The sequence below is a fragment of the Olsenella uli genome (assembly GCF_901212675.1).
Taxonomy (GTDB): Bacteria; Actinomycetota; Coriobacteriia; order Coriobacteriales; family Atopobiaceae; genus Parolsenella; species Parolsenella uli_B.
On sequence record NZ_CAAKOQ010000045.1, the window covers coordinates 1 to 21,984 of the forward strand.

The 21,984-nt window shown below is 68.6% G+C and carries 18 protein-coding genes; all 18 read left to right on the plus strand.

Going from position 1 to position 21,984, the window contains the following annotated elements; all coding sequences use genetic code 11:
* The first annotated feature begins 849 nt into the window (after positions 1–849).
* A complete protein-coding gene (locus tag EFAMC1_RS07725) occupies positions 850–3,201 on the plus strand; it encodes a hypothetical protein (protein ID WP_154053722.1) in 2,352 nt (783 codons plus the stop codon).
* 134 nt (positions 3,202–3,335) lie between these two features.
* Positions 3,336–6,161 (plus strand): preprotein translocase subunit SecA, encoded by a 2,826-nt coding sequence (secA, locus tag EFAMC1_RS07730; protein WP_154053723.1) that lies wholly within the window; start codon positions 3,336–3,338, stop codon positions 6,159–6,161.
* Entirely contained in the window at positions 6,161–7,294 is a 1,134-nt protein-coding gene (gene prfB / locus EFAMC1_RS07735; RefSeq protein ID WP_154053724.1) for a peptide chain release factor 2, read from the plus strand. The genes secA and prfB overlap by 1 nt, the downstream gene beginning before the upstream one ends.
* Positions 7,295–7,465: 171 nt before the next feature.
* Positions 7,466–7,921 carry a PTS sugar transporter subunit IIA gene (locus EFAMC1_RS07740; RefSeq protein WP_154053725.1) on the plus strand — a complete coding sequence of 152 codons (456 nt, stop codon included), beginning with the start codon at positions 7,466–7,468 and terminating at the stop codon, positions 7,919–7,921.
* A 148-nt stretch (positions 7,922–8,069) separates the two neighbouring features.
* On the plus strand, positions 8,070–8,750 hold the full coding sequence (locus EFAMC1_RS07745) for a transaldolase family protein (protein ID WP_154053726.1): 681 nt from the start codon (positions 8,070–8,072) through the stop codon (positions 8,748–8,750).
* Between the two features lie 722 nt (positions 8,751–9,472).
* A complete protein-coding gene (gene ftsE / locus EFAMC1_RS07750) occupies positions 9,473–10,675 on the plus strand; it encodes a cell division ATP-binding protein FtsE (RefSeq protein WP_154053727.1) in 1,203 nt (400 codons plus the stop codon).
* Positions 10,662–11,609, plus strand: coding sequence for a permease-like cell division protein FtsX (gene ftsX / locus EFAMC1_RS07755; protein WP_154053728.1), 948 nt, complete (start codon positions 10,662–10,664; stop codon positions 11,607–11,609). Before ftsE ends, ftsX begins: the two co-directional genes overlap by 14 nt.
* A 146-nt stretch (positions 11,610–11,755) precedes the next feature.
* Positions 11,756–13,792 (plus strand): ribonuclease R family protein, encoded by a 2,037-nt coding sequence (locus EFAMC1_RS07760; protein ID WP_154053729.1) that lies wholly within the window; start codon positions 11,756–11,758, stop codon positions 13,790–13,792.
* A gap of 157 nt (positions 13,793–13,949) precedes the next feature.
* Positions 13,950–14,828, plus strand: coding sequence for a tetratricopeptide repeat protein (locus tag EFAMC1_RS07765; RefSeq protein WP_154053730.1), 879 nt, complete (start codon positions 13,950–13,952; stop codon positions 14,826–14,828).
* A complete protein-coding gene (smpB, locus tag EFAMC1_RS07770) occupies positions 14,815–15,294 on the plus strand; it encodes an SsrA-binding protein SmpB (RefSeq protein ID WP_154053731.1) in 480 nt (159 codons plus the stop codon). The genes EFAMC1_RS07765 and smpB overlap by 14 nt, the downstream gene beginning before the upstream one ends.
* A gap of 147 nt (positions 15,295–15,441) precedes the next feature.
* On the plus strand, positions 15,442–15,585 hold the full coding sequence (locus tag EFAMC1_RS07775; RefSeq protein ID WP_154053732.1) for a rubredoxin-like domain-containing protein: 144 nt from the start codon (positions 15,442–15,444) through the stop codon (positions 15,583–15,585).
* A gap of 404 nt (positions 15,586–15,989) precedes the next feature.
* A complete protein-coding gene (locus EFAMC1_RS07780; protein ID WP_187324609.1) occupies positions 15,990–16,547 on the plus strand; it encodes a MarR family winged helix-turn-helix transcriptional regulator in 558 nt (185 codons plus the stop codon).
* Complete coding sequence (locus EFAMC1_RS07785; RefSeq protein WP_154053734.1) at positions 16,548–17,513, plus strand: beta-ketoacyl-ACP synthase III; 966 nt, start codon at positions 16,548–16,550, stop codon at positions 17,511–17,513.
* A 132-nt stretch (positions 17,514–17,645) separates the two neighbouring features.
* Positions 17,646–17,882, plus strand: a complete 237-nt coding sequence (locus tag EFAMC1_RS07790; RefSeq protein ID WP_154053735.1) for a phosphopantetheine-binding protein — start codon at positions 17,646–17,648, stop codon at positions 17,880–17,882.
* A gap of 2 nt (positions 17,883–17,884) precedes the next feature.
* Positions 17,885–18,829: an enoyl-[acyl-carrier-protein] reductase FabK gene (fabK, locus tag EFAMC1_RS07795; RefSeq protein ID WP_154053736.1), complete on the plus strand. Its 945-nt coding sequence runs from the start codon at positions 17,885–17,887 to the stop codon at positions 18,827–18,829.
* Positions 18,817–19,785, plus strand: coding sequence for an ACP S-malonyltransferase (locus EFAMC1_RS07800; RefSeq protein ID WP_154053737.1), 969 nt, complete (start codon positions 18,817–18,819; stop codon positions 19,783–19,785). Before fabK ends, EFAMC1_RS07800 begins: the two co-directional genes overlap by 13 nt.
* Positions 19,785–20,558, plus strand: coding sequence for a 3-oxoacyl-[acyl-carrier-protein] reductase (gene fabG / locus EFAMC1_RS07805; RefSeq protein WP_154053738.1), 774 nt, complete (start codon positions 19,785–19,787; stop codon positions 20,556–20,558). The genes EFAMC1_RS07800 and fabG overlap by 1 nt, the downstream gene beginning before the upstream one ends.
* A 9-nt stretch (positions 20,559–20,567) precedes the next feature.
* On the plus strand, positions 20,568–21,815 hold the full coding sequence (fabF, locus tag EFAMC1_RS07810) for a beta-ketoacyl-ACP synthase II (protein WP_154053739.1): 1,248 nt from the start codon (positions 20,568–20,570) through the stop codon (positions 21,813–21,815).
* Positions 21,816–21,984: the final 169 nt, after the last annotated feature.

Here is a 21,984-nt window from a genome sequence, read left to right on the forward strand (position 1 = left end):
CCGGGGGGAGACCCCGGGGGCCGCCCTTTTGGCTTCAATCCTATTTTCCCTCTTTTCTCAATAGGCCATCTACTGGGTTTTCTTGTCATACCTGATATGCGCAATAAGATATAGCGACTGCCCAGTTTCCCGTTTTGTTTGTGGGCACAATTCAGCTTGCTGCGTTCGCCGGTCATTTTGGACGTTTGAGTTTTCTTGCAGCAGGTCTGCCGTAGGCTTCAGTCCCCGACATCCAAGGAGGCTTGAGCCATGAATTCGGTCGACCGCTCTGGATCTTTTGGCCCTCGTAGGTTGGGCCACTGTCACGTGCACAGGCTCAAACTTGTCTCGGGCATTTCCCTGCATCTTGAGCGTGACGGCTTTCTTGCCATGTGCTGCGAGCCTGGCATGGGCTGCAAGACGCTGGTTTGTGACGCGACTGCTTCGTTGGAGGCGCGTGGCTTCTCTACCGCTTGTGCTGTCATAGACATTGAATCCGTCGAGGCGTCTTTGCGCTCCGCAAGGAGAACCGCGAAGGCGTTGATTGCCGGCTGTGGAAGGCCTAATGGTTCGCATGCCTTGGATTCCTCGGACGATACATTTCTTGCCATCGAATGCTCCGGACTCCTTGACGACTGCTATCTTGCTCGTGTTTGTTCAATCGCCACTCTTGCGCTTGTCTCCGGTTGCTGGGTGCTCTTGGTGCTGCATCCGGATGCGGAGTTTGTCCTTGAGACTCTGCCTGCTTGCCATGTCATGAGGTCGGACGAGCTGTGCGTTGGCTTGGATGAGCTTCCGCTTTGGGTGGGCCTGCTTGGCCCGTTTGACGAGCGAACTGCCGCGCGTGCCACCCATGGAATCCCGCTTCTCATGGCATCGCTTGGCTCGGCTGGGGTGGGTGCGGATGGCCTTCCGTATGGCCCCTCATGGGACAGGTCCGTCTGCGGGCTCGTCGAGGAGGCACTGCGCCCGTCTCTCATCTACGAGGAGCTCTGCATGCGTGGGGCCATGCTCGCCCTTGGGTCGGGAAGCTTCGAGGATCTCGAGGCCCTGGGCCTGCGGGTCACGCGCGACCTGATTGCCGACACGGCTCGTTCTGCCCCAATCTTTGGAATCTCGTCGGGCCTCTCGAGCTTCTCCGTCATCCCCTGTGGCGAGGACTGTCTCGTTCGCCTTGCGATTCGGCTGGCACCGGGCTCTCCTCGATTCTGGGGTGCCGTTGCCATCCTTCTCGCCGAGCGGGGCGACCTGACTCGCGCGGGTGCGGTCGCAAGCGCCTCGGACAGCGAGCTGGTCCTGCGAGACCTCGCGCTCACGTATCCGGTCGAGCTCATCGATGCGGGGCTGGTGCGCCTGGTTGACGAGGCCGTGAAGCCCCACAAGGGCATGGGGCCGGCGTTTGACCTCGCGCGTCGGGCGCTTGTCCTTGTGGGCGCCAAGGGATGGGCCCGAGGCGCGTGGCGGGAGACGACCCAAGACGCCGAGGAGGGCGGTGGGGAGGAAGGGCCGCCGGAGTCCTCCCGTCGGCTGTTGACGCGGCTTCAGGTGGAGCTGCTCTCTGCGTGCCGGCGGGCGTCGTCTGGGGAGGCCGCCGGAATCCTTGCGGCGGGAAGTGCCGAGGAGGCCCTGGTGCGGGAGGCCGAGGCGTCCGGGTCGAGGGTGGCCCAGGCAATCGCCGCGCACCTGCAGGCTCTCGCCCTGTGGCTCTCAGGCTCGTCGCTCGAGGCCTTTCGCACGCTCATGCTCGCCCGGGAGCTGCGCTGCCAGCGTCCGGGAGTGCCGTCCGTGTTCTCTGCGTTGCTGCAGCTGGACTTCGAGGCCCTGCGCTGCCTGGTGGGAGACCCCTCGAGTGCGGCCGAGCAGACGGCGCTCGCGTGCGCCGAGGCCGTGCTCGAGCGGGGCGGTCTGCCGGTGCTTGGCGACAGCGCGCGCCTCCGTCGCGAGATGGCGTATGCCATGGCCGGCGAGGGCTGGGGATTCACCGACCTGGGGCGCGTCATGGGGAGGCAGGGGGATGTCGGCGAGACGGCGGAGCTGGCGGTGCTGCATCTCGTGGCTTCGCTCTCGGACGCGGCCGACGGGTCGTTCCAGCAGGCGAACGTGCATGCCTGGGAGGCGTTTCGGCGCGCGGCCGAGAACGGCATGGACGACATCGCCTGTCTCGCGACCATGGCGGAGCGCATCGCGCTGGACGGCCTGGGCGAGGGCCATCGGGCGGCCGCTCTCGTCCATGAGGGCGTCGAGGGCATCGCCTCGGACGTGCAGGCGCTCGTGTCGCTCCACGCATCGCTGGGGCGCTCTGGCAAGCGCGAGACAGGCGAGCTCACAGAGCAGATGCGTCGGGTCTCCCCGCGCGTGGGGCTTGCCGCGCTTGCGGCCTTTGTCGTGCGGGCGGACCGCGTTCGCGGGGCCATGCTGGCGCGTGCGCTCCCGGGCGCCTGGAGGGTTCGGCTGGATTCCGATGCCCCGCAGGAGGGGATGGGCACCCGCCCGCGGGCCCTTCCGGCTCCGAAGGAATCCCGGGCCTCTCAGACAGCGACACCGCCGCTTGAGGTCTGCGTCCTGGGTGGCCTCACACTCACCATGGGCGAGCGGCGCATCACCGAGAAGGGATGGCGCCGCAAGACCGCGAGGAGCCTCATGGCCCTGCTCGCCCTGACGCCTGGGCACGTGGTGACGCGGTTCGAGGCAATCGAGTTCCTCTGGCCGGAGGCGGACTACGACCGCGGCCGGGAGAACCTCTACTCGACGCTGAGCTCCCTTAGGCAGACGATCGGCCAGGTGCCGGGCGGGGCCAGCTATCTCATAACTGAGATGGGCCAGATCTGGCTTGACGAGACGCTCGTGACCTGCGACGTCGACGGCTTCGAAGGGCTGGCGCGCTCGGTGGTGGGCGGTAGCCTGCGTGACGACGAGGTGGTGGCCGCCTGTCTCAGGATGGACGGGGCCTTTCGCGGAGGGGCCTGCGCGCCTCCCGTCGACCCGCACGGAAGGCTCCGGGCCCGCTGCGACGAGCTCATGCGCCGCTACGTCGACGTGCTGCTTGTGGGCGCCGAGGCCGCGCTCAGGCTGCGCGACGTGCGGCAGGCCGTTTGGTTCGCGGAGTCTGCCAGTGCGGCGGCGTCAACGCGCGAGGACGTGGTGGCGTGCCTGGCCCGGGCGCTTGGCGCGGTCGACGACGCCAGGCGTGGGCTGGCACCGGAACCCTCGGACGATTTGTGACGCTTCGCTGTTGGGCGCTCGGCTCTCCCAAGGCTCTCCATTACCTTTGGGTAAAGTGAAAAGTCAAACTAGTCCCTTGTGTGCCTGGACGCATCCCCGGCGGCCCGGCGCATTATTGTCCGCAGAGGAACGCCATGCCCGGTATCTTCTCCAAGATCCTCTCCCTTGGCTCCGACAAGGAGCTGCGCGAGTTCAGGTCCATCGCCGACAAGGTGAACTCGCTTGGCGACACGTACGCAAAGATGTCCGACGACGAGCTTGCCGGGCAGACGGCCCTGCTTCGCGAGCGCCACGCCAACGGCGAGTCGCTCGACGACCTCCTACCCGAGGCGTTCGCCACGGCGCGCGAGGCGTCCGACCGCGTCCTGGGCATGCGCCACTTCGACGTCCAGGTCATCGGTGGCATCGCCCTGCATCGTGGCATGATCGCCGAGATGAAGACGGGCGAGGGCAAGACGCTCGTCTCCACGCTGGCCGGCTACCTCAACGCGCTCACGGGCGAGGGCGTCCACATCGTCACGGTCAACGACTACCTGGCCCGCCGCGACTCCGAGTGGATGGGCAAGCTCTACGACTTCCTGGGCATGAAGGTGGGCCTGCTCCAGAACGGCATGCCGCTCAACGCCAAGCCACCGGCGTACGCCGCCGACGTCACGTACGGCACCAACTCCGAGTTTGGCTTCGACTACCTGCGCGACAACATGGTCACTCGCGCCGACATGCGCGTGCAGCGCGGCCATCGCTACGCGATCGTCGACGAGGTGGACTCCATCCTCGTCGACGAGGCGCGCACGCCGCTCATCATCTCCGGTGCGGGCACCAAATCGGCTGACACGTACAAGGAGTTCGCGCGCGCGGTCCGCGGCCTCACGCGTGCCGAGGAGCCCGAGCGCGACCCGCTGGGTGGCCCCGTGCCCGAGCCTGACGGCGACTACATCATGGACGAGGCCAAGCACACCATCGCTGCCACCGACCAGGGCCTGCGCACGATCGAGTCCCGCCTGGGCGCCGACATCTACGGCGACCTTTCCGGCCAGCTGGCCAACCACCTGCAGCAGGCGCTCAAGGCGCAGTACATGTTCCACCGCGACAAGGACTACGTGGTTATTGACGGCGAGGTCAAGATCGTCGACGAGTTCACGGGCCGCATCATGGAGGGCCGTCGCTGGTCGGACGGCCTGCACCAGGCGGTGGAGGCCAAGGAGGGCGTGCTCGTCCGCGAGGAGAACCAGACGCTCGCCACGATCACGCTGCAGAACTACTTCCGCCTCTACGACAAGCTCTCGGGCATGACGGGCACCGCCATGACCGAGGACGCGGAGTTCCGCGAGATCTACAAGCTGCCGGTGATGGAGGTTCCGCCCAACAAGCCGGTCAAGCGCATCGACCACGAGGACAAGATCTACCGCACCGTCGACTACAAGTTCAAGGCCGTCGCCGACGACGTCGAGCAGCGCCACGCCAAGGGCCAGCCGGTCTTGGTGGGCACCGTCTCCATCGAGAGCTCCGAGCGCCTCTCCAAGATGCTTGACGCGCGTGGCATCAAGCACCAGGTGCTGAACGCCAAGTTCCACGAGCGCGAGGCGCAGATCGTGGCCCAGGCGGGCCGCGAGGGCGCGGTCACCATCGCAACCAACATGGCCGGCCGTGGCACGGACATCCTGCTGGGCGGCAACTCCGACGAGCTCTCCGACGAGATGCTTGCCCAGGCCGGCGTCGACCCCGAGACCGCCACGCCCGAGCAGAAGAGCGAGGCCCTCAAGAAGGCCAAGGCCACCTGCGCGGCCGAGCGCAAGGACGTACTGGCTGCCGGCGGTCTCTGCGTCATCGGCACCGAGCGCCACGAGAGCCGCCGCATCGACAACCAGCTGCGTGGTCGTGCCGGCCGTCAGGGCGACCCGGGCGAGACCCAGTTCTACCTCTCGCTCGAGGACGACCTCATGCGCCTGTTCGGTGCCGACCGCATGGACCGCATCTCGGCCGCCATGGAGCGCTGGGACCTCCCGGCCGATATGCCGCTCAACCACAAGATCATCAGTCGCGCCATCGAGGGCGCGCAGCGCAAGGTCGAGGAGATCAACTACGCCATGCGCAAGAGCGTCCTCGACTACGACGACGTCATGAACAAGCAGCGCCAGGTCATCTACGAGGAGCGCAACAAGATTCTCGACGGCAAGGATCTGACCGAACACATCAGCGAGGTCACGAGCGCCACGGTCGAGCGCGAGGTCCGCGGTTTCTGCCCCGAGGGCACCCCGGTGGAGGAGTGGGACCTCAAGGGCCTCCGCTCCTGGCTCACCAACCTTACGGGCGAGGACGAGATGCCCAAGTTCTCCAAGGAGGCCGATACTTCCGAGGTGGTCGACGCCATCGACAAATGCGTGAGTGGCGTGTACGAGCGCCGCATGAAGGACCTGGGCGAGAACATCACGCACCGCCTGGCCTCGCAGGTGATGCTGCGCGTCATCGACACCCGCTGGATGACGTACCTGCAGGAGATGGACTACCTCAAAACCGGCATCGGCCTGCGCGGCTTTGGCCAGCGCGACCCGCTCGTGGAGTACAAGCAGGAGGCCTATGCCGCGTTTGGCCAGCTGGTCGACACGATGTACGAGGACTTCCTGCGCACGATGCTGCACATCCGTCGCACCATTACGCCGGAGGAGCGCCCCGCTCCCTCCGCGCTGGAGGGCGCGCGCTACTCGGGCCCGGCCGAGGTCGACGGCGACCACGGCGGAAGTTCGACCCTGGCCGTCGGCGCGCGCGCCAAGGCCCCGGCGCACGCCGCGCGCGTGGAGCGTCGCGACCCCCTGGCGCCCACGCCCAAGGCCTCCAAGGCCAAGCCGCACACCTACCGCAAGTCCGAGGATCCCGACCCCTACGTGGGCGTGGGCCGCAATGACCCCTGCCCCTGTGGCAGCGGCAAGAAGTTCAAGAACTGCCATGGGAGAAACCGCTAGTGGCCAACATCACGCGAGACCAGCTCGACGCCCTTGCCGCGCGCCTCAAGAAGGTCGAGGGCTACCTGCACATAGACGAGCGCCGCGCGCTTGCCGAGGAGCTTGAGCGCAAGAGCGGCGAGCCCGGCTTCTGGGACGACGCCGAGGCCGCCCGGGCCACGATGGCCAAGCTCGCCCGCGCCAAGGAGGACGTGGCGGGCATCGACGCCGCGCGCGCCAAGCTCGACGACGCCCAGGCAGCCTTCGAGCTTGGCGAGGAGACGGGTGACGACGAGCTCCTTGGCGAGGCCGAGGCAAGCGCCGCCTCGCTCGAGCGCGACCTCTCCGAGCTGGAGCTCTCGAGCTGGTTCACAGGGGAGTTTGACCACGGCGACGCCATCGTGAGCATCACGCCTGGCCAGGGCGGCCTCGAGGCGCAGGACTGGTGCAGCATGCTGCTCCACATGTACCTGCGCTACTGCGAGCGTCGCGGTTGGAAGGTGACGATCAACGATGCGCCGGCGGCCGAGGTCATCGGCATCGACCGCGCGACCATCACGGTATCGGGTAAGAACGCCTATGGCATGCTGAGGGCCGAGCAGGGTGTGCATCGCCTCGTGCGCATCTCGCCCACGGACGCCAAGAAGCGCCGCCAGACCACGTTTGCCGGCGTCGAGGTGCTGCCGGTGCTGCCGGATGACATCGAGGTCGACATCGACCCCGGCGACGTTCGCGTGGACGTGTACCACGCGAGCGGCCCCGGCGGCCAGGGCGTCAACACCACCGACTCCGCCGTGCGCGTGACGCACCTGCCCACGGGCATCGTGGTGACCTGCCAGAACGAGCGCAGCCAGATCCAGAACAAGGCCACGTGCATGCAGATTCTGCGCTCCAAGCTCTACGAGCTGGAGGTGCAGAAGCGCGAGGAGGCCCTGGACGAGCTGCGCGGCCCCAAGCGCGAGATTGGCTTTGGCAACCAGATCAGGAGCTACGTGCTCTACCCGTACCAGATGGTGAAGGACCTGCGCACGGGCCAGGAGACGGGCAACGTCGACTCCGTGCTGGAGGACGGCGACCTCGACCCGTTCGTGGCGGCCTACCATCGCTGGGTCGTCGGCGGCAAGAGGCCCGTCGAGGTGGAGGACGAGGAGTAGCAGACCAGAAGATTCGAACAGGAGGGCGCGCGGCGGGTCATCCGTCGAGAACCCTTGTCGACGGGCTTTTACGACGCCTATTCTCTTGCCCGGCGCAGGGGGTTACTCTTTTGACACGCCATGACGACCGGAAGTGTGGGCTGAGGCCCGGAGAACGAGGACGGATTCAGAATGACTCAGAAGCTGGATGCCAGCCAGGTGATGCTCGGCGTGAAGGTCGCGTCGAAGGACGTGCTGCTCGAGAAGCTGGCTCACAAGGGCGTGGAGCTGGGGTTTGCCGATGACGAGGCGTCGCTGCTCAAGGCGTTCCAGGACCGTGAGGGCGCTGGTGCCACGGGCTTCGTCGGCGGCTTCGCCATCCCGCACGCCAAGTCACCCTTCGTGAAGAAGTCCGGCGTGGTCGTGGCTCGTCTGGCCGAGCCCATCGCCTGGCCGTCCTACGACCACGGCGACGCGAGCACGGTGATCGCGCTCTACATTCGCGAGCATGATTCCGGCGCGGCGCACCTGGACCTGCTGTCCCACAGCGTCACGATGATCATGAACGAGGACAGCCGCACGCGCATCACCTCCGCCACGACGGCGGAAGAGCTTGCCGCGGCCGTGAGCGAGGGGCTCGCGGAGTAGCGGCGGCCTCTCGGGGGACCGGGCGTCGCGGGGCCATCTGGCGCGTGCCGGGTGGCCCCGTTTGCGTCACCATGGGATGAGCCGGGCCGGCCGAGTCGGCCCCGAGCTCCAGACGACCAACACATGCGCACTGACGGGAAGGATTGACATGAAGTTCTTCATCGACACCGCAAACCTGGACGAGATTCGCGAGGCCAAGAGCTGGGGCATCCTCTCTGGCGTCACGACCAACCCGAGCCTCTTCGCGAAGACCGGTGGCAAGCTTGCCGACTTCGAGGCCCACATGGCCAAGATCTGCGAGCTCTGCGAGGATATCCCCGTCTCTGCCGAGTCCACGGCCGAGACCTGCGAGGGCATGGTGGAGGAGGGCCGCCGCCTGGCGGCCATCGCTCCCAACATCGTGGTGAAGCTGCCCATCTGCGAGGCGTCGCTGCCGGCCGCGCACACGCTTGCCCTCGAGGGCGTCCGCGTCAACATGACGCTCATCTTCTCCGCTCCCCAGGCGCTTCTGGCCGCCCGCGCCGGAGCCCGCTACATCTCGCCCTTTGTGGGACGCTTCGATGACATCGGCGACGACGGCATCCAGCAGCTCGAAACCGTGGTGAGCTGCGTTAAGAACTACAGCTACGGCTACTGGGAGGCCGAGGGCGGCCCCGAGGTTATCACCGCCTCGGTGCGCACGCCCAACCACGTGACCCAGGCGGCACTCTTGGGTGCCGACATCGCGACGGTTCCGTTTGCTGCCCTCAAGAAGTGCGTGCACCACCCGCTCACCGACCGCGGCCTCGAGAGCTTCGCCGCCGACTGGGAGCGCGTCAAGAACGCCTAGTACCTTAATAATAGAAGGCGGTCTGCAGCCCAGCGGGGGCACTGGCACGGATGGAAGCGCCGGTGCCCCCGCTGGGCTTTCTGGCGGACCGCCCCTTGCCCTCCAGGCCCTCTGCCGTCGTCGGTTTTCCGAGTGGTGGTCACGACGGTCGATTTACCCTGCCTTTTTGAGTCGAGAAGACCATGCGTATGCCCGCGGGACGGTGTGATTGCTGGCGATTTGTCTTGTGGGTCCCCCATTTGAGGCAGACGGTGGGCATACTGGCGCGGAAAACCAGGAAGCGCCGGGCTTCCAGCCCTGCCGAAGCACGGTAAGTCTCCCCTCGTGACCATCGAAGCGAAAATCCATCGGTCGGAGGGGCGGATGGATGTATCAACTCACCTGGTGGGTGAGGGAGTCTGCCGGCACGATTATGTAAGGTGCTGGCGCATGGCCATGAGAATCCCATCACGCACCAAGGAGGGAGTCCGCCGGCACGTCCATGTAAGGCACGCAAAGTAAGGGCGCGAGAAGCCAGCGGCTTGCCGCGACGGTGCCGTGCTTGTGGGCCGGTCGGGCGGGCGGCGCGGATGGCATGGGGGTGGCGAGCCGGCCCGTCCGCGGCTTTGCCCCAGACCCTCAACGCACCCTCAAGCCCCATGTAGCCTCTGTGTTCCCTACCTGCCGTACGGTATTATGAAGCGTGTATCTGCCTTCCTATCGCGCGAAAAAAGGAGCAATAAGTGGCCAACCACTTCCGCAGCAGCGAGGGACAGGACGGTACGGGGCCCCAGCAGAACCCGCAGGTCTCCGCTCCGTACGTACCACAGGTTGCACCCGCGGCGTCGAGCGACGCCAATGCGGGGCAGGTCTCTTCGCAGCCGGCAGCGCAGGGCGCGCCGGCACCACAGGGGACGCGTCCGCAGGTGAGCGTTCCCCCCATAAACCCCAGCCCCTCGCAGGCCCCGGCGCCTTCCGCCCAGCCGCAGGGAACGGGCTCCATCCCGCAGGTGACGTCGACGCGTCGCCCGGCCGGCGGCAGGGTTGCCGCGCGTCCTGCCCAGCAGGTCTCGGCCTCTGCCCAGTCTGCACCCGCGTCCCAGCAGGCGGCCCCGCAGGACTCCCAGGCAGGCTCGACCGACGCCACGTTCGACCCCTCCACCGAGGCCGGCTTCACCACGGCGTTCGCGCCCATCACCAAGCAGACCGGCGCCGACACGAGCCGCGTCAACAATGGCGGAGCGCCCGTCATCTCGTTCCAGGGCGTCTCGATGGTCTACCCGGCGCAGCCCAACAAGCCCGCGCTCGACAACGTCGATGTCGACGTCTACGCCGGCGAGTTCGTCTTCCTCGTGGGTCACTCCGGTTCGGGCAAGTCGACGTTCCTCAAGCTCATCACCCGCGAGCTCAAGCCCACGCACGGCAAGATCATGGTTGCCGGCCAGGACCTGGGTGCCATGCGCAACTGGAAGGTCCCGTACCTGCGCCGCCAGATCGGCTGCGTGTTCCAGGACTTCAAGCTGCTGCCGGACAAGACCATCTTTGACAACGTGGCCTTCGCCCTCGAGTGCATCGGCAAGCCGCGCTCGGTCATCAAGGCGCAGGTGCCCGAGGTGCTTCGCCTCGTGGGCCTGGGCGAGAAGATGGACGTCTACCCCGACCAGCTCTCCGGTGGTGAGCAGCAGCGCGTCTCCGTGGCCCGCGCCATGGTGAACCGCCCGCCGCTGCTCGTGTGCGACGAGCCCACGGGCAACCTCGACCCGGCGATCTCGCTGGGCATTATGAAGCTGCTCGAGCGCATCAACCGCACGGGCACCACCGTCCTCATGGCGACGCACGACCGCGAGATGGTCGACTCCATGCGCAAGCGCGTCATCGCGCTCGAGACGGGCCACGTCGTGCGAGACCAGGAGAGGGGAGGCTACGGCTACTATGGCACCATCTAACATCGGCTACTCGATTCGCGAGGCCGGACATCACTTCGTGCGCAACGGCTCCACCACGTTTGGCGCCGTCGTCACGATCTTCCTGTCGCTGTTCATCATCGGCCTGTTTGCCATGGGCTCCGTGCTGCTCGACGGCATGGTGGGCACCGTGGAGGACCAGGTCACCATCCAGGCGTTCGTCTCCGACAGCGCGAGCGAAGACGACATCAACGCGCTCCAGACCAAGATCGAGGGCTGGGGCGAGGTCGAGTCGGTCGCGTTCAAGACCAAGGACGAGGCCCTGGCGGAGTACCGCGACACCATGACCAACAAGAACGCGCCCAACGCGGTGCAGGCGCTTGACGGCAAGAACCCCATCCCGGCGTCGCTCGTCATCAAGCTCCACGACCCGCAGGACGTCGAGGGCGTGGCCCAGCGCCTGGGCTCCGACGCCGACTTCGCCAGGGTGGCCGACATCACTACCAACGACGACGGCTCACAGACCAGCCCGGCCGACGAGATCCAGTACGGTCAGGGCACGGTCGAGCGCCTCTTCACGGTGACCAACTGGATCCGCGTCATCACGCTCGTGCTCGTCGCGCTGCTCACGTTCGTGGCGTTCGTGTTCATCAACAACACGATTCGCCTCTCCATCTCGTCGCGTCGCCGCGAGATCGCGATCCAGCGCCTCGTGGGTGCGTCGAACGGCTTCATCCGCGGGCCCTTCATCATGGAGGGTGTGCTCCAGGCCGTCATCGGCTCGGCGTTTGCCATCGCGGCGCTCGAGGCCATCAGGCGCTTTGGCCTGCCGGAGCTGGCCGCGCGCATGACGTTCCTCAACTTCAGCATCCCGCTCAAGGCCACGCTCTCCACGTACGGCCTGCTGGTGGGCATGGGCCTGATAATCGGCCTGTTTGGCTCGGCGATAGCGATGCGTCGCTACCTCAAGGTCTAGTCGGCTTGGCCGGGGCGCCTGCGCGTCCCGGCTTTTTTCTTGTCTCGATAAGGGCCGTGTCGCTGGGTGGTCCCAAAGGGGTATCCAGCCAGTGGGGTTGCAGGATCGGAAAGCTGACGGGACGGCGAGGCTCGGAAGGGAGGCCCATGGCCAAGAGGGGTCGAAGGTCCAAGTTCGAGGCTCGCCACCACGGACCCACGCGCACGAGGCACGTCGCGCTCGAGGGCGTGCTGCGCGTGGCGCGTCCCGGCTCCGCCTCCGTGGTGACGGAGGAGGGCACGTTCCTCGTTGCCAAGGGCGGCCTGCGCGAGGGCATGAGCGGCGACGTGGTTCGCGTGACGCTGGCCCGTCGCGGGCCGGGCGAGCCGCAGGCGCAGGTGCAGACGGTGGTGAGCCGCGCGCACCGGAGCTTCGTGGGCACGTTTGGCGCGGCAGGACCGCTTGGCGCCGTGGTGCCCCTGGACGAGCGCATCCGCCGCGACTTCTTCGTGCTGCCCGACGACGCGAGCGCCGAGCGCCTTGGCGTGCGCGAGGGCGACGTCGTGGTGGCGCGCATCCTCACCTACCCGTCGCTCCGCGAGGCGGGCGTGGTCACGGTGGCGCGCCGGCTGGGCTCGCCGGACGGGCTGGACATCCCCATCGAGCGTATCATCGCGAGCTACGACCTGCCCGCGCACTTTGGCCCCGAGGCGCTGGCCCAGGCCGAGGGCATCCACGCAGACGTGGTGGCGACGCTCGCCGCCGAGCGCAAGCGCAAGGACCTGCGCGACATCGTGTGCGTGACGGTGGACCCGACCACGGCGCGAGACTTCGACGACGCGGTCTCGTGCGAGCGCACGGCCGCTGGCGGGTGGCTTCTGGGCGTGCACATCGCCGACGTCACACACTACGTGCGCTGGGACTCGCCCATCGACATCGAGGCGCGCGAGCGCACCTGCTCGGCCTATCTCGTGGACCGCGTGCTGCCCATGCTGCCCGAGCGGCTCTGCAACGACGTCTGCTCGCTCGTGCCCGGCCAGGACCGGCTGGCCATGAGCGTGCTGGTGGAGCTGGACGCGCACGGCGAGGTGCTCTCGAGTCGGGCGTATGCCTCGGCAATCCGGTCGCGGGCGCGGCTCGACTACGGCACGGTCGACGCGGTGCTCGCGGGCGAGGCCGGCACCGACGCGCTCGCGTGCGAGGAGGGCGTCGACCCCGAGGCCATCGCGCGGATGCTTCGCGACCTGGCGCGTCTGGGCGAGCTCAGGCGCGAGGTGCGCCGCTGTCGCGGGGCGGTGGACTTTGAGAGCGTCGAGGCGAAGGTGCTGCTCGACGGGGCGGGACGGCCGACGGGGGTGAGCGTTCGCAAGCGCACCCCGGCGACCTCGCTCGTGGAGGAGGCCATGCTCGTGGCCAACGAGGCGGTCGCCGCCAAGCTCGCGGGCAGGGAGGACGACCTACCGGCGGCGTTTCGCGTGCACGAGCAGCCCTCGCCCGACTCGCTGGGCGCCACCATCCCGGCGCTGCGCGAGCTTGACCTCCTGCGTGCGGGCGAGGCGGAGCGGCTGCGGGCCGGCGACCCCTTCTGCATCCAGGACGTGCTTGCGCGCGCCGATGGCACGAGCGGCGAGTACCCCGCCAACACGATGCTCCTGCGTGCCATGAAGCGGGCCATCTACCTGCCGAGAAACGACGGGCACTACGCGCTGGGCGCCAAGGCCTACTGCCACTTCACCTCGCCGATCCGCCGCTACCCCGACATGTGCGTGCACCGCGCGCTCAAGGCGCTGCTCGGCATGGGAGGGGACGCCGGCTTTGACGTGCGCGCCCGCTCGGAGGCGCAGCGCATCATGCCGCAGCTGTGCCGCGGCTGCTCGGAGCGCGAGCGCACCGCCGACGCGGCCGCCAAGGAAAGCCAGCGCATCAAGATGGCCGAGCTCTACGAGGGCAGGGTGGGCGAGAGCTTCTCGGGCATCGTGGTGGGCTGCGAGCGCTTTGGCCTCTTCGTGCGCCTGGACGAGACGTGCGCCGAGGGCATGCTGCCGGTGCGGGCGCTTGGCGAGGAGTGGTTCTCGTACGACGAGGACACGCTGAGCCTCACGGGCGAGGCCACGGGCAAGCGCTGGCGGCTGGGACAGCGGGTGGCCGTGGTGGTGGCGGGCTGCGACCCGGCGCGCGGGCGCATCGACTTCAGGCTGGCGTAGGCCGCAGGCGCGCCGCGGCGCGTGGCGGCTGCCAATGGCGGGCCGCGCGGGCGAGGAGTGGTCGCACCCGGTCGCGGATCGTCCCGGCTTGGGGCATACTTATGGGTTCGGGAGTTATGCCCGCGACGGGCTCGCGGGGAATCGAGAGGACAGGCACATGCAGAGGCGCACCGAGATGGAAGACTCGCTCACGACCGCGGAGATGCTGCTGTCGACGGGCGACGTCGAGCCGGCGGTCGAGCTGCTCGAGCGTCTGGCGGCCGATGCCGAGGAGTACGTCTCGCGCAACTGCCCCACCACCGACGAGGTGCAGTGGTTCAGCTTCCCCACCATCTTCGAGCGCCTGGCCTACCGCCGCGTCGAGAAGGACCCGCGCGAGCTGCGCGACGTGGGCGAGCCGCTCGACCGCCTGTACGTTGACCTTGCGCAGGCGCTCGTGCACGAGGGCGACTACGCCGCTGCCACGGAAGCGCTCAAGCAGGCCGTGCGCTGGGACCCGATGGACTGCGGCGCCCGCCTGGACCTGGCCGAGCTCTTCCGCACCAACGGTGACCTCAACGAGTACCTGGCACTCTCATACTCGGTGTTCGAGCGCGCGAGCGACGCGCGCCACCTCGTACGGGCCTTCTGCAACTTTGCCCGCCACTACCTCGACACCGGGCGCGACACCCTGGCCGCCGCCGCGCTTCGCTGCGCGCGCAGGCTCGACATGCCCGACTCCGTGCTGAGCGACCTGCTTGCCCGCACGAAGGGCACGCCGGCCGATCCCGACTCGCTCTCCGACGACAGGGCCCAGGAGCTTCTCGGCGAGGAGGGCATCCCCGACGGCGCCAACGCCGAGATCGCGCTCACGCTGCTCATGTGCGCCACCGACGCGGCCTCCTCGGGCGACCGCAACCTGGCCACGACGCTCACCGTGCGCGCCCGCGACCTTGTGGGGGCGCCTGCCGTGAAGGCCCTGCTCGAGCTCATTCGCGACGCCGACCGCGACGTCGCTTCTGGCGCGGGGGAGGGCGAGCCGGATGCCGACGCCTAAGAAGCGCGAGCGCAAGACGCTTGCCCGCAACCGCTCGGCGCGCCACGAGTACTCCATCGAGGAGACGTTCGAGGCGGGCGTCGTGCTCAAGGGCACCGAGGTGCGCAGCCTGCGCGAGCGCCCGTGCCAGATCACGGACGCGTTCTGCCTCATCCGCAACGGCGAGTGCTGGCTGCATGGCGTGCACATCCACCCGTTCTCGCACGGGACCATCTTCAACGTGGACTCCGACCGCAAGCGCAAGCTCCTGCTGCACCGTCGGCAGATCGACTACCTGGACGGAAAGCTACGCACCAAGGGCATGGCGCTCGTGCCACTCGAGCTCTACTTCGACGAGCACAACCGCGTGAAGATGGTCATCGGGCTTGGGCGTGGCAAGAAGCTCTACGACAAGCGTGCCGACATGGCCAAGCGCGACTCCGACCGCGAGATCGCCCGTGCGCTTAAGGAACGGAACCGTCGATGAGGCGTCCGCGCCCCGTTTTTGTGGCCGCGCCTTCTCCAAAAGGCCATTGCATTCCAAGGCCGATGCCATATGCTCATGAGGGTGGCGGCTCAGGAGAGGGCCGCCGAGGCGCGTTGGGGAACGCGCCGTCTATCTTTGGAGGTTTCCATGGCTGAGGAGAAGAAGACCTACACGTTCCGCTGCCTCGTCTGCGGCTACGAGGTTACCGTTGACACGCCCGAGCTGCCCGAGGACTACGTGTGCCCCGTCTGCGGCGTGGGCCCCGACGAGTTCGAGCTGGTCGAGGAGTAGGTTCGTCGCCTGCATCGCGCTCTTGGGATGCCCGGCACCTTCGCGAGGGGGTGCCGGGCATTTTTGTTTTTGATGGGACGTGTCGTGGGGCGGGGCGTCTGGATGGGGTGCGTTCCACGTGCGGAACGCCCGGGATGGGCGGGGCGTTGCGGGCGGGGATGGCCCTGTCGGCGTGCGCCGAGAGATTCGTGAGTGACGCTTCTTGCTCGGTGAGCGTGCCATTGGGTTCCAAAACGTGGAGACTCTATGGCGAAGGCCTCATCTTTGGATGCGGGGCCAGACGCCCGCATCCGATGAATATAGTTAGTTAGCCTAACTAATGATATTGAGCGACCGCCCTCGCGAGCATGTCATCGTGCCTCGCCCGCGGTCACGAGCGCAGACGAGACGGCGGGGAGGCGCGCATGCCCTCGACACAGCAAGGCGGTGTGGCCATGCAGGCCCCTGCGAGGCGGTACAGCTCGGGCCAGCGCGCCACGCACCAGGTCCTGAGCTCGGTGGGCGCCTCGTTTGCCACGGAACTGAGCGACCTGCTCGTCTCCACCTACGGCTCCATCGACGCCATCGAGAGCAAGATGCTCCACGACACCCACGGGCTCGATGTCTCCATTGCCGAGAGCCGCCTCATCGACATCGTCGGCCGCGTCACGCTCCACGGCACGGGCGAGCTCACAGTCTCGGAGATTGCGGAAGCCGCGGGCGTTCGTCGCCCAAGCGCCACGGCCACGGTCAACCGTCTCGTCGCGAAGGGGTTCCTCGCCAAGGCGCGCAGCACCCGGGACGCGCGCTGCGTCAACGTGACGCTCACGCGCGCCGGCGAGCTCGTGTATCGCCTGCACGCGATCTTCCACCGGCGCATGGCCGAGGCCGTCGCCGGCGACATGACCCCCGAGGAACGCGAGGTCCTGCTCAAGGGTGTGCGCCGCCTCGACGACTTCTACGCGCAGGCAAGGGAGGCATAGGTGTCGTTCCGCATCCTGGGAACGGGCTCGGCGCTGCCCGCGCGGTCCGTCACGAACGGTGAGCTGTCGGGATTTCTCGACACGTCCGACGAGTGGATCAGCGCCCGCACGGGCATCCGTAGCCGGAGGCTCTGCACCACTGAGACGCTCGACGAGCTGGCCGAGCCCGCGGCCCGAGAGGCCCTTGCGTCGGCGGGTGTGGCGGCGAGCGAGCTTGACCTCGTGGTATGCAGCACCACGACGGCAGACCACATCATGCCGGGCGAGGCCTGCGCGGTGGCCGAGGCCCTGGGGGCGAGCTGCCCCTGCCTGGACGTCTCCGCAGCGTGCGCGGGGTTCGTCTTTGGCCTCGACGTGGCAGACGGCTGGTTTGCACGCGGCCGCGCCCGCCGGGTGCTGGTCGTCTCCGCCGAGAAGATGAGCCGCGTGCTCGACTGGTCCGACCGGGCCTCCTGCGTGCTCTTTGGCGACGGCGCGGCGGCGGCCGTGCTGGGCGAGGGTAGGGGCTTGCTGAGCCTTCGCCTCGAGACGCGCCCGGACGCCGTGACCATCGACATCCCCGGTCTCGCGGGCACGAGCCCCTTCGACGAGACGGAGCGGCCCGCCAGCACGTTCTCCATGGACGGGCGCCGCGTCTTCAAGTTCGCCGTCAACGCCATCGTGGACGGCGTGCGCCAGATGTGCGCGGACGCCCACGTCGAGCCCGCGGACATCGACCACTTCGTCTTCCACCAGGCAAACGAGCGCATACTGGGCGCCGCGGTGCAGCGCCTCGGCATCGAGGACGCCCGCGTGGCGCGGACCCTCGCCGAGACGGGCAACCTCTCGAGCGCCTGCATCCCGCTCGCGCTCGACCGGCTCGTCCGCGCGGGCAGCGTCGAGGACGGCCAGCTGGTAGCCCTCGTGGGCTACGGCGGTGGCCTCAGCGTGGGGTCGTGCCTGCTCAGGTGGGGCTCCGGCACCTAGCGGCCTCCGGGGTACCCTGGCCGGACCTGCCCGGCCCCGCAGCAAGCCCGGCGCGGCGGCGCACGGAGCCCCGCGCAGCGTCACATAGTCACCCAACGCGCCAGACGGCGCCAAGAGAAGGAGATCAGGGAAATGGCAGAAGAGAGCACCTTCGACCGTGTAGTCAAGATCCTTCACGAGCAGGATGGCCTCGACGACGTGGAGCTCACGCGCGACACCAAGCTCGCCGAGGTGGGCCTGGACAGCCTTGCCACCGTCGAGGCCGTCATGGCGTGCGAGGACGAGTTTGGCATCGAGGTCGACGCGGACGCCAACCCCACCACGGTCGGCGAGTTCGTCGACATGGTCGACAGCCTTCTGGAGAAGTAGCCATGATCCACACTCCCCTGTGCGATGCCCTTGGCATCGAGAAGCCGGTCTTCCAGGGCGGCATGGCCTGGATCGCGGACGCCAGCCTTGCGAGCGCTGTCTCCAAGGCGGGCGGCCTGGGCATCATCGCGGCCATGAACGCCAACGCCGAGTGGGTGCGCGGCCAGATTCGCGAGCTGCGCGAGGCCACCGACAGGCCCTTCGGCGTGAACGTCATGCTCATGAGCCCGTTTGCCGACGAGGTCGCCCAGGTGGTTGCCGAGGAGCACGTGCCCGTTGTGGTCACGGGCGCCGGCAACCCCGCCAAGTACATGAAGGACTGGGCTGCCGCCGACATCAAGGTGGTTCCCGTGGTCGCCTCCGTGGGTCTCGCGAGGCTCATGCAGCGCGCCGGTGCCACGGCCGTGGTGGCCGAGGGCACCGAGAGCGGCGGCCACATCGGCGAGACGAGCACCATGGCGCTCGTGCCGCAGGTGGCCGACGCGGTCGACATCCCGGTGGTCGCCGCGGGCGGCATCGCCGACGGCCGCGGCGTGGCGGCCGCGTTCATGCTGGGCGCCCAGGGCGTCCAGGTGGGCACCCGCTTCCTCGTGGCCGACGAGTGCACCGTCTCCGACGAGTACAAGGACCGCGTGCTCAAGGCCAAGGACATCTCCACCGTCGCCACGGGCCGCAAGTTCGGTCACCCCGTGCGCTGCCTCAAGACGCCCTTCTCCAACGAGTACGCCCGCCTGGAGAAGGAGGGCGCCAGCGAGCAGGAGCTCAACGAGCTGGGCACCGGCGCCCTGCGCAAGGCGGCCAAGGAGGGCGACTACGAGCACGGCAGCTTCCTGTGTGGCCAGATCGCCGGCATGGTGACCAAGCGCGAGCCCGCCGCCGCCATCGTGGACGACCTCATGGACGGCGCCGAGCACGTGCTCAAGGAGGCTACCAAGTGGGTAAGGTAGCCATCCTCTTTGCCGGGCAGGGGGCCCAGAGGCCTGGCATGTGCCACGAGCTGGCCCAGGCCGAGCCCGCCGCCCAGGCCGTCTTCGAGCTGGCCGACGCGGTGCGTCCCGGCACCTCCGAGCAGTGCTTCTCCGGCACTGCCGAGGAGCTGCGCCAGACGGCCAACACCCAGCCGTGCGTCTTTGCCGCAGACCTCGCCTGCGCCCGCGCGCTTGCCGCGCACGGCGTGAGGCCGGCGGCCGTGGCTGGCTTCTCGCTGGGCGAGGTGGCCGCGCTTGCCTTTGCCGGCGCCCTCACCGACGAGGAGGCCATGCGGCTCGTGTGCGTGCGCGCCGATCTCATGGACAAGGCCGCCCACGAGCACCCCGGCTCCATGCGCGCGGTGCTCAAGCTCGACGCCGAGACGGTGCGCTGCCTTGCCGCCGAGGCGGGTGACGCCTGGCCCGTCAACTTCAACAGCCCGCAGCAGACCGTGGTCGCGGGCCTGCCCGGGAGCCTCGAGCGCCTCGACGCGCTCGTGCGCGACGCGGGCGGCCGCTCCCGCGCGCTGGCCGTCTCCGGGGCCTTCCACAGCCCGCTCATGGCCGAGGCCTCCGAGGGCCTCGCGGCCTGCCTCGCCGAGGCGGGCCTGCCGGGGGCGCCCGAGCTGCCCGTCATCGCCAACGCCACCGGCGAGGCCTACCCCGAGGCGGCCGACGCCGTGGGCGAGCGCGCCCGCCTGCTCTCGAGCCAGGTCTCGAGCCCGGTGCAGTGGGTGCGCACGCTGGAGTGCCTGCGCGACATGGGCGTCGACACGTTCATCGAGGTCGGCCCCGGCAAGACCCTCACGGGCCTCGTGAGCCGCACGCTCAAGGGCGTCGTCGCGCTTCCGTGCGAGACCCCCGAGCAGCTCGCGGCCGCCCTGGCCGCGGCCGGGACAGACGATGCCGGCGCCGCCGGCGAGAAGGAGCAGTGATGGCAGAGCTCAAGAGCGGAACCATCGAGCGCGACGCCTCCCGTCGCGTGGCGCTCGTCACGGGCGGCTCGCGCGGCATCGGCCGTGCCACCTCGCTTGCCCTCGCGGCCGACGGCTTCGACGTGGCCGTGGTGTACGCGGGCAACGCCGAGGCCGCGGCCAAGACCGTGGCCGACCTCGAGGCCGCCGGCGCCACGGCACGCGCCTACAAGTGCGACGTCTCGAGCGCCGACGCCGTGAACGAGGCCGTCAAGCAGGTGCTCGCTGACTTTGGCCACGTGTGGGCCCTCGTGAACGACGCGGGCATCACGCGCGACGGCCTCATCGCGCGCATGAGCGACGACGACTTCGATCGCGTCATCGACGTGAACCTCAAGGGCGCCTTCCACATGGTGCGCGCCCTCTCGAGGACCTTCATGCGCCAGCGCGGCGGCCGCATCGTCAACGTGAGCTCGGTCGTGGGCCTCATGGGCAACGCCGGCCAGGCCAACTACGCGAGCTCCAAGGCCGGCGTCATCGGCCTCACCAAGTCCGTCGCCCGCGAGCTTGCCAGCAGGAACGTCACGTCCAACGCCGTGGCCCCCGGCTTCATCGAGACGGACATGACGGCCGTCCTGCCTGAGGCCGTGCGCGAGGGCTACGACAAGCAGATTCCCCTCGGCCACCTCGGCAGGCCCGAGGACGTTGCCAACACCATCCGATTCCTGGTCTCGGACGCCGCCGCCTACGTCACGGGCACCGTCATCAGGGTCGACGGCGGAATCGACATGTAGGGAGCAGGAATGGAACGCAGGGTAGTCATCACCGGCATGGGCGCCGTGACGCCCGTCGGCAACACGGCGCGCGACACCTGGCAGGCCCTCAAGGAGGGCGTCTGCGGCGTCAACACCATCACGCGCTTCGACACCACCGACTACAAGGTGACGGTGGCGGCCGAGGTCAAGGGCTTTGACGGCGCCGAGCTCCTCGGCAAGGGCGAGGCCCGCCACAACGACCTCAACGTGCAGTACGCGCTCGTGGCCTCCGACGAGGCCGTGGCCGACGCCGGTCTCGACGCCGAGGGCGCCATCGACCACGACCGCCTGGGCGTGTACGTGGGCTCGGGCATCGGCGGCATCGCCACGTTCGCCGAGAACGTCATAAAGGTGCACGAGGACGGCCCGCGCAAGGCCTCGCCCTTCATGGTGCCCATGATGATCCCCAACATGGCCTCGGGCGCGATCTCGATCCGCCACAAGGCCTTTGGCCCCACGCTGCCGGTGGTCACGGCCTGCGCCACCTCCGCGCACACCGTGGGCGAGGCGTTCCGCGCCATCAAGCACGGCTATGCCGACGCCATCCTTGCCGGCGGCACCGAGGCCGCCATCATCCCGTCCTCCATCGCCGGCTTCACCAACTGCCGCGCACTCACCAAGAATCCCGACCCCACGACGGCCTGCCGCCCCTTCGACGCCGACCGCGACGGCTTCGTGATGGGCGAGGGCGCCTGCGTGCTGGTGCTCGAGGAGCTCGAGCACGCCCGCTCGCGCGGGGCGCATATCTACGCCGAGGTGGCGGGCTTTGGCAACACGGCCGACGCCTACCACATCACGAGCCCCGACCCCGAGGCCACGGGTATCACCCGCGCCATTCGCGAGGCCGCCCGCGAGGCCGCGCTCAAGCCGGAGGAGGGCCTCTACGTGAACGCCCACGGCACCTCCACCAAGCTCAACGACGCCTGCGAGACGCTCGGCCTCAAGAAGGCCCTGGGCGAGGCCGCGGCCCGCGCCGCGCACGTCTCGTCCACCAAGTCGATGACGGGCCACATGATCGGGGCCACCGGCGCCGTGGAGGCCATGGCCTGCGCGCTGGCGCTCCAGGACGGCGTGGTGCCGCCCACCATCAACTACCACACGCCCGACCCCGACTGCGACCTCGACTACACGCCCAACCAGGCCGTCGAGGCCAAGCTCACCTGGGCGCTCTCGACCAACCTGGGCTTTGGCGGCCACAACGCCGCGCTTGCCTTCCGCGTCTTCGAGGGGGAGTAGCCATGGAGATGGAGCAGATCGACAAGCTGGCCGACCTCATGGAGCACCACGGGCTCACCCGCGTGCGGCTCGAGGAGGGCGACGGCTCGGCGGTGGAACTGGAGTGCCAGCCGGCGCCCGTCGCCGCCGCGCCCGTGGCCCCCGCCGCGGTCGCCGCGCCGGCGCCCGC

What these genes read in the sequence shown, in the direction of transcription:
- EFAMC1_RS07745 (WP_154053726.1), top strand. Translation starts at nt 8,070, where the DNA reads ATGAAGTTCTTCATCGACACCGCAAACCTGGACGAGATTCGCGAGGCC.
- EFAMC1_RS07740 (WP_154053725.1), top strand. Translation starts at nt 7,466, where the DNA reads ATGACTCAGAAGCTGGATGCCAGCCAGGTGATGCTCGGCGTGAAGGTC.
- EFAMC1_RS07780 (WP_187324609.1), top strand. Translation starts at nt 15,990, where the DNA reads ATGCCCTCGACACAGCAAGGCGGTGTGGCCATGCAGGCCCCTGCGAGG.
- secA (WP_154053723.1), top strand. Translation starts at nt 3,336, where the DNA reads ATGCCCGGTATCTTCTCCAAGATCCTCTCCCTTGGCTCCGACAAGGAG.
- EFAMC1_RS07765 (WP_154053730.1), top strand. Translation starts at nt 13,950, where the DNA reads ATGCAGAGGCGCACCGAGATGGAAGACTCGCTCACGACCGCGGAGATG.
- fabK (WP_154053736.1), top strand. Translation starts at nt 17,885, where the DNA reads ATGATCCACACTCCCCTGTGCGATGCCCTTGGCATCGAGAAGCCGGTC.
- EFAMC1_RS07760 (WP_154053729.1), top strand. Translation starts at nt 11,756, where the DNA reads ATGGCCAAGAGGGGTCGAAGGTCCAAGTTCGAGGCTCGCCACCACGGA.
- smpB (WP_154053731.1), top strand. Translation starts at nt 14,815, where the DNA reads ATGCCGACGCCTAAGAAGCGCGAGCGCAAGACGCTTGCCCGCAACCGC.
- ftsX (WP_154053728.1), top strand. Translation starts at nt 10,662, where the DNA reads ATGGCACCATCTAACATCGGCTACTCGATTCGCGAGGCCGGACATCAC.
- EFAMC1_RS07725 (WP_154053722.1), top strand. Translation starts at nt 850, where the DNA reads ATGGCATCGCTTGGCTCGGCTGGGGTGGGTGCGGATGGCCTTCCGTAT.
- fabF (WP_154053739.1), top strand. Translation starts at nt 20,568, where the DNA reads ATGGAACGCAGGGTAGTCATCACCGGCATGGGCGCCGTGACGCCCGTC.
- EFAMC1_RS07790 (WP_154053735.1), top strand. Translation starts at nt 17,646, where the DNA reads ATGGCAGAAGAGAGCACCTTCGACCGTGTAGTCAAGATCCTTCACGAG.
- EFAMC1_RS07775 (WP_154053732.1), top strand. Translation starts at nt 15,442, where the DNA reads ATGGCTGAGGAGAAGAAGACCTACACGTTCCGCTGCCTCGTCTGCGGC.
- fabG (WP_154053738.1), top strand. Translation starts at nt 19,785, where the DNA reads ATGGCAGAGCTCAAGAGCGGAACCATCGAGCGCGACGCCTCCCGTCGC.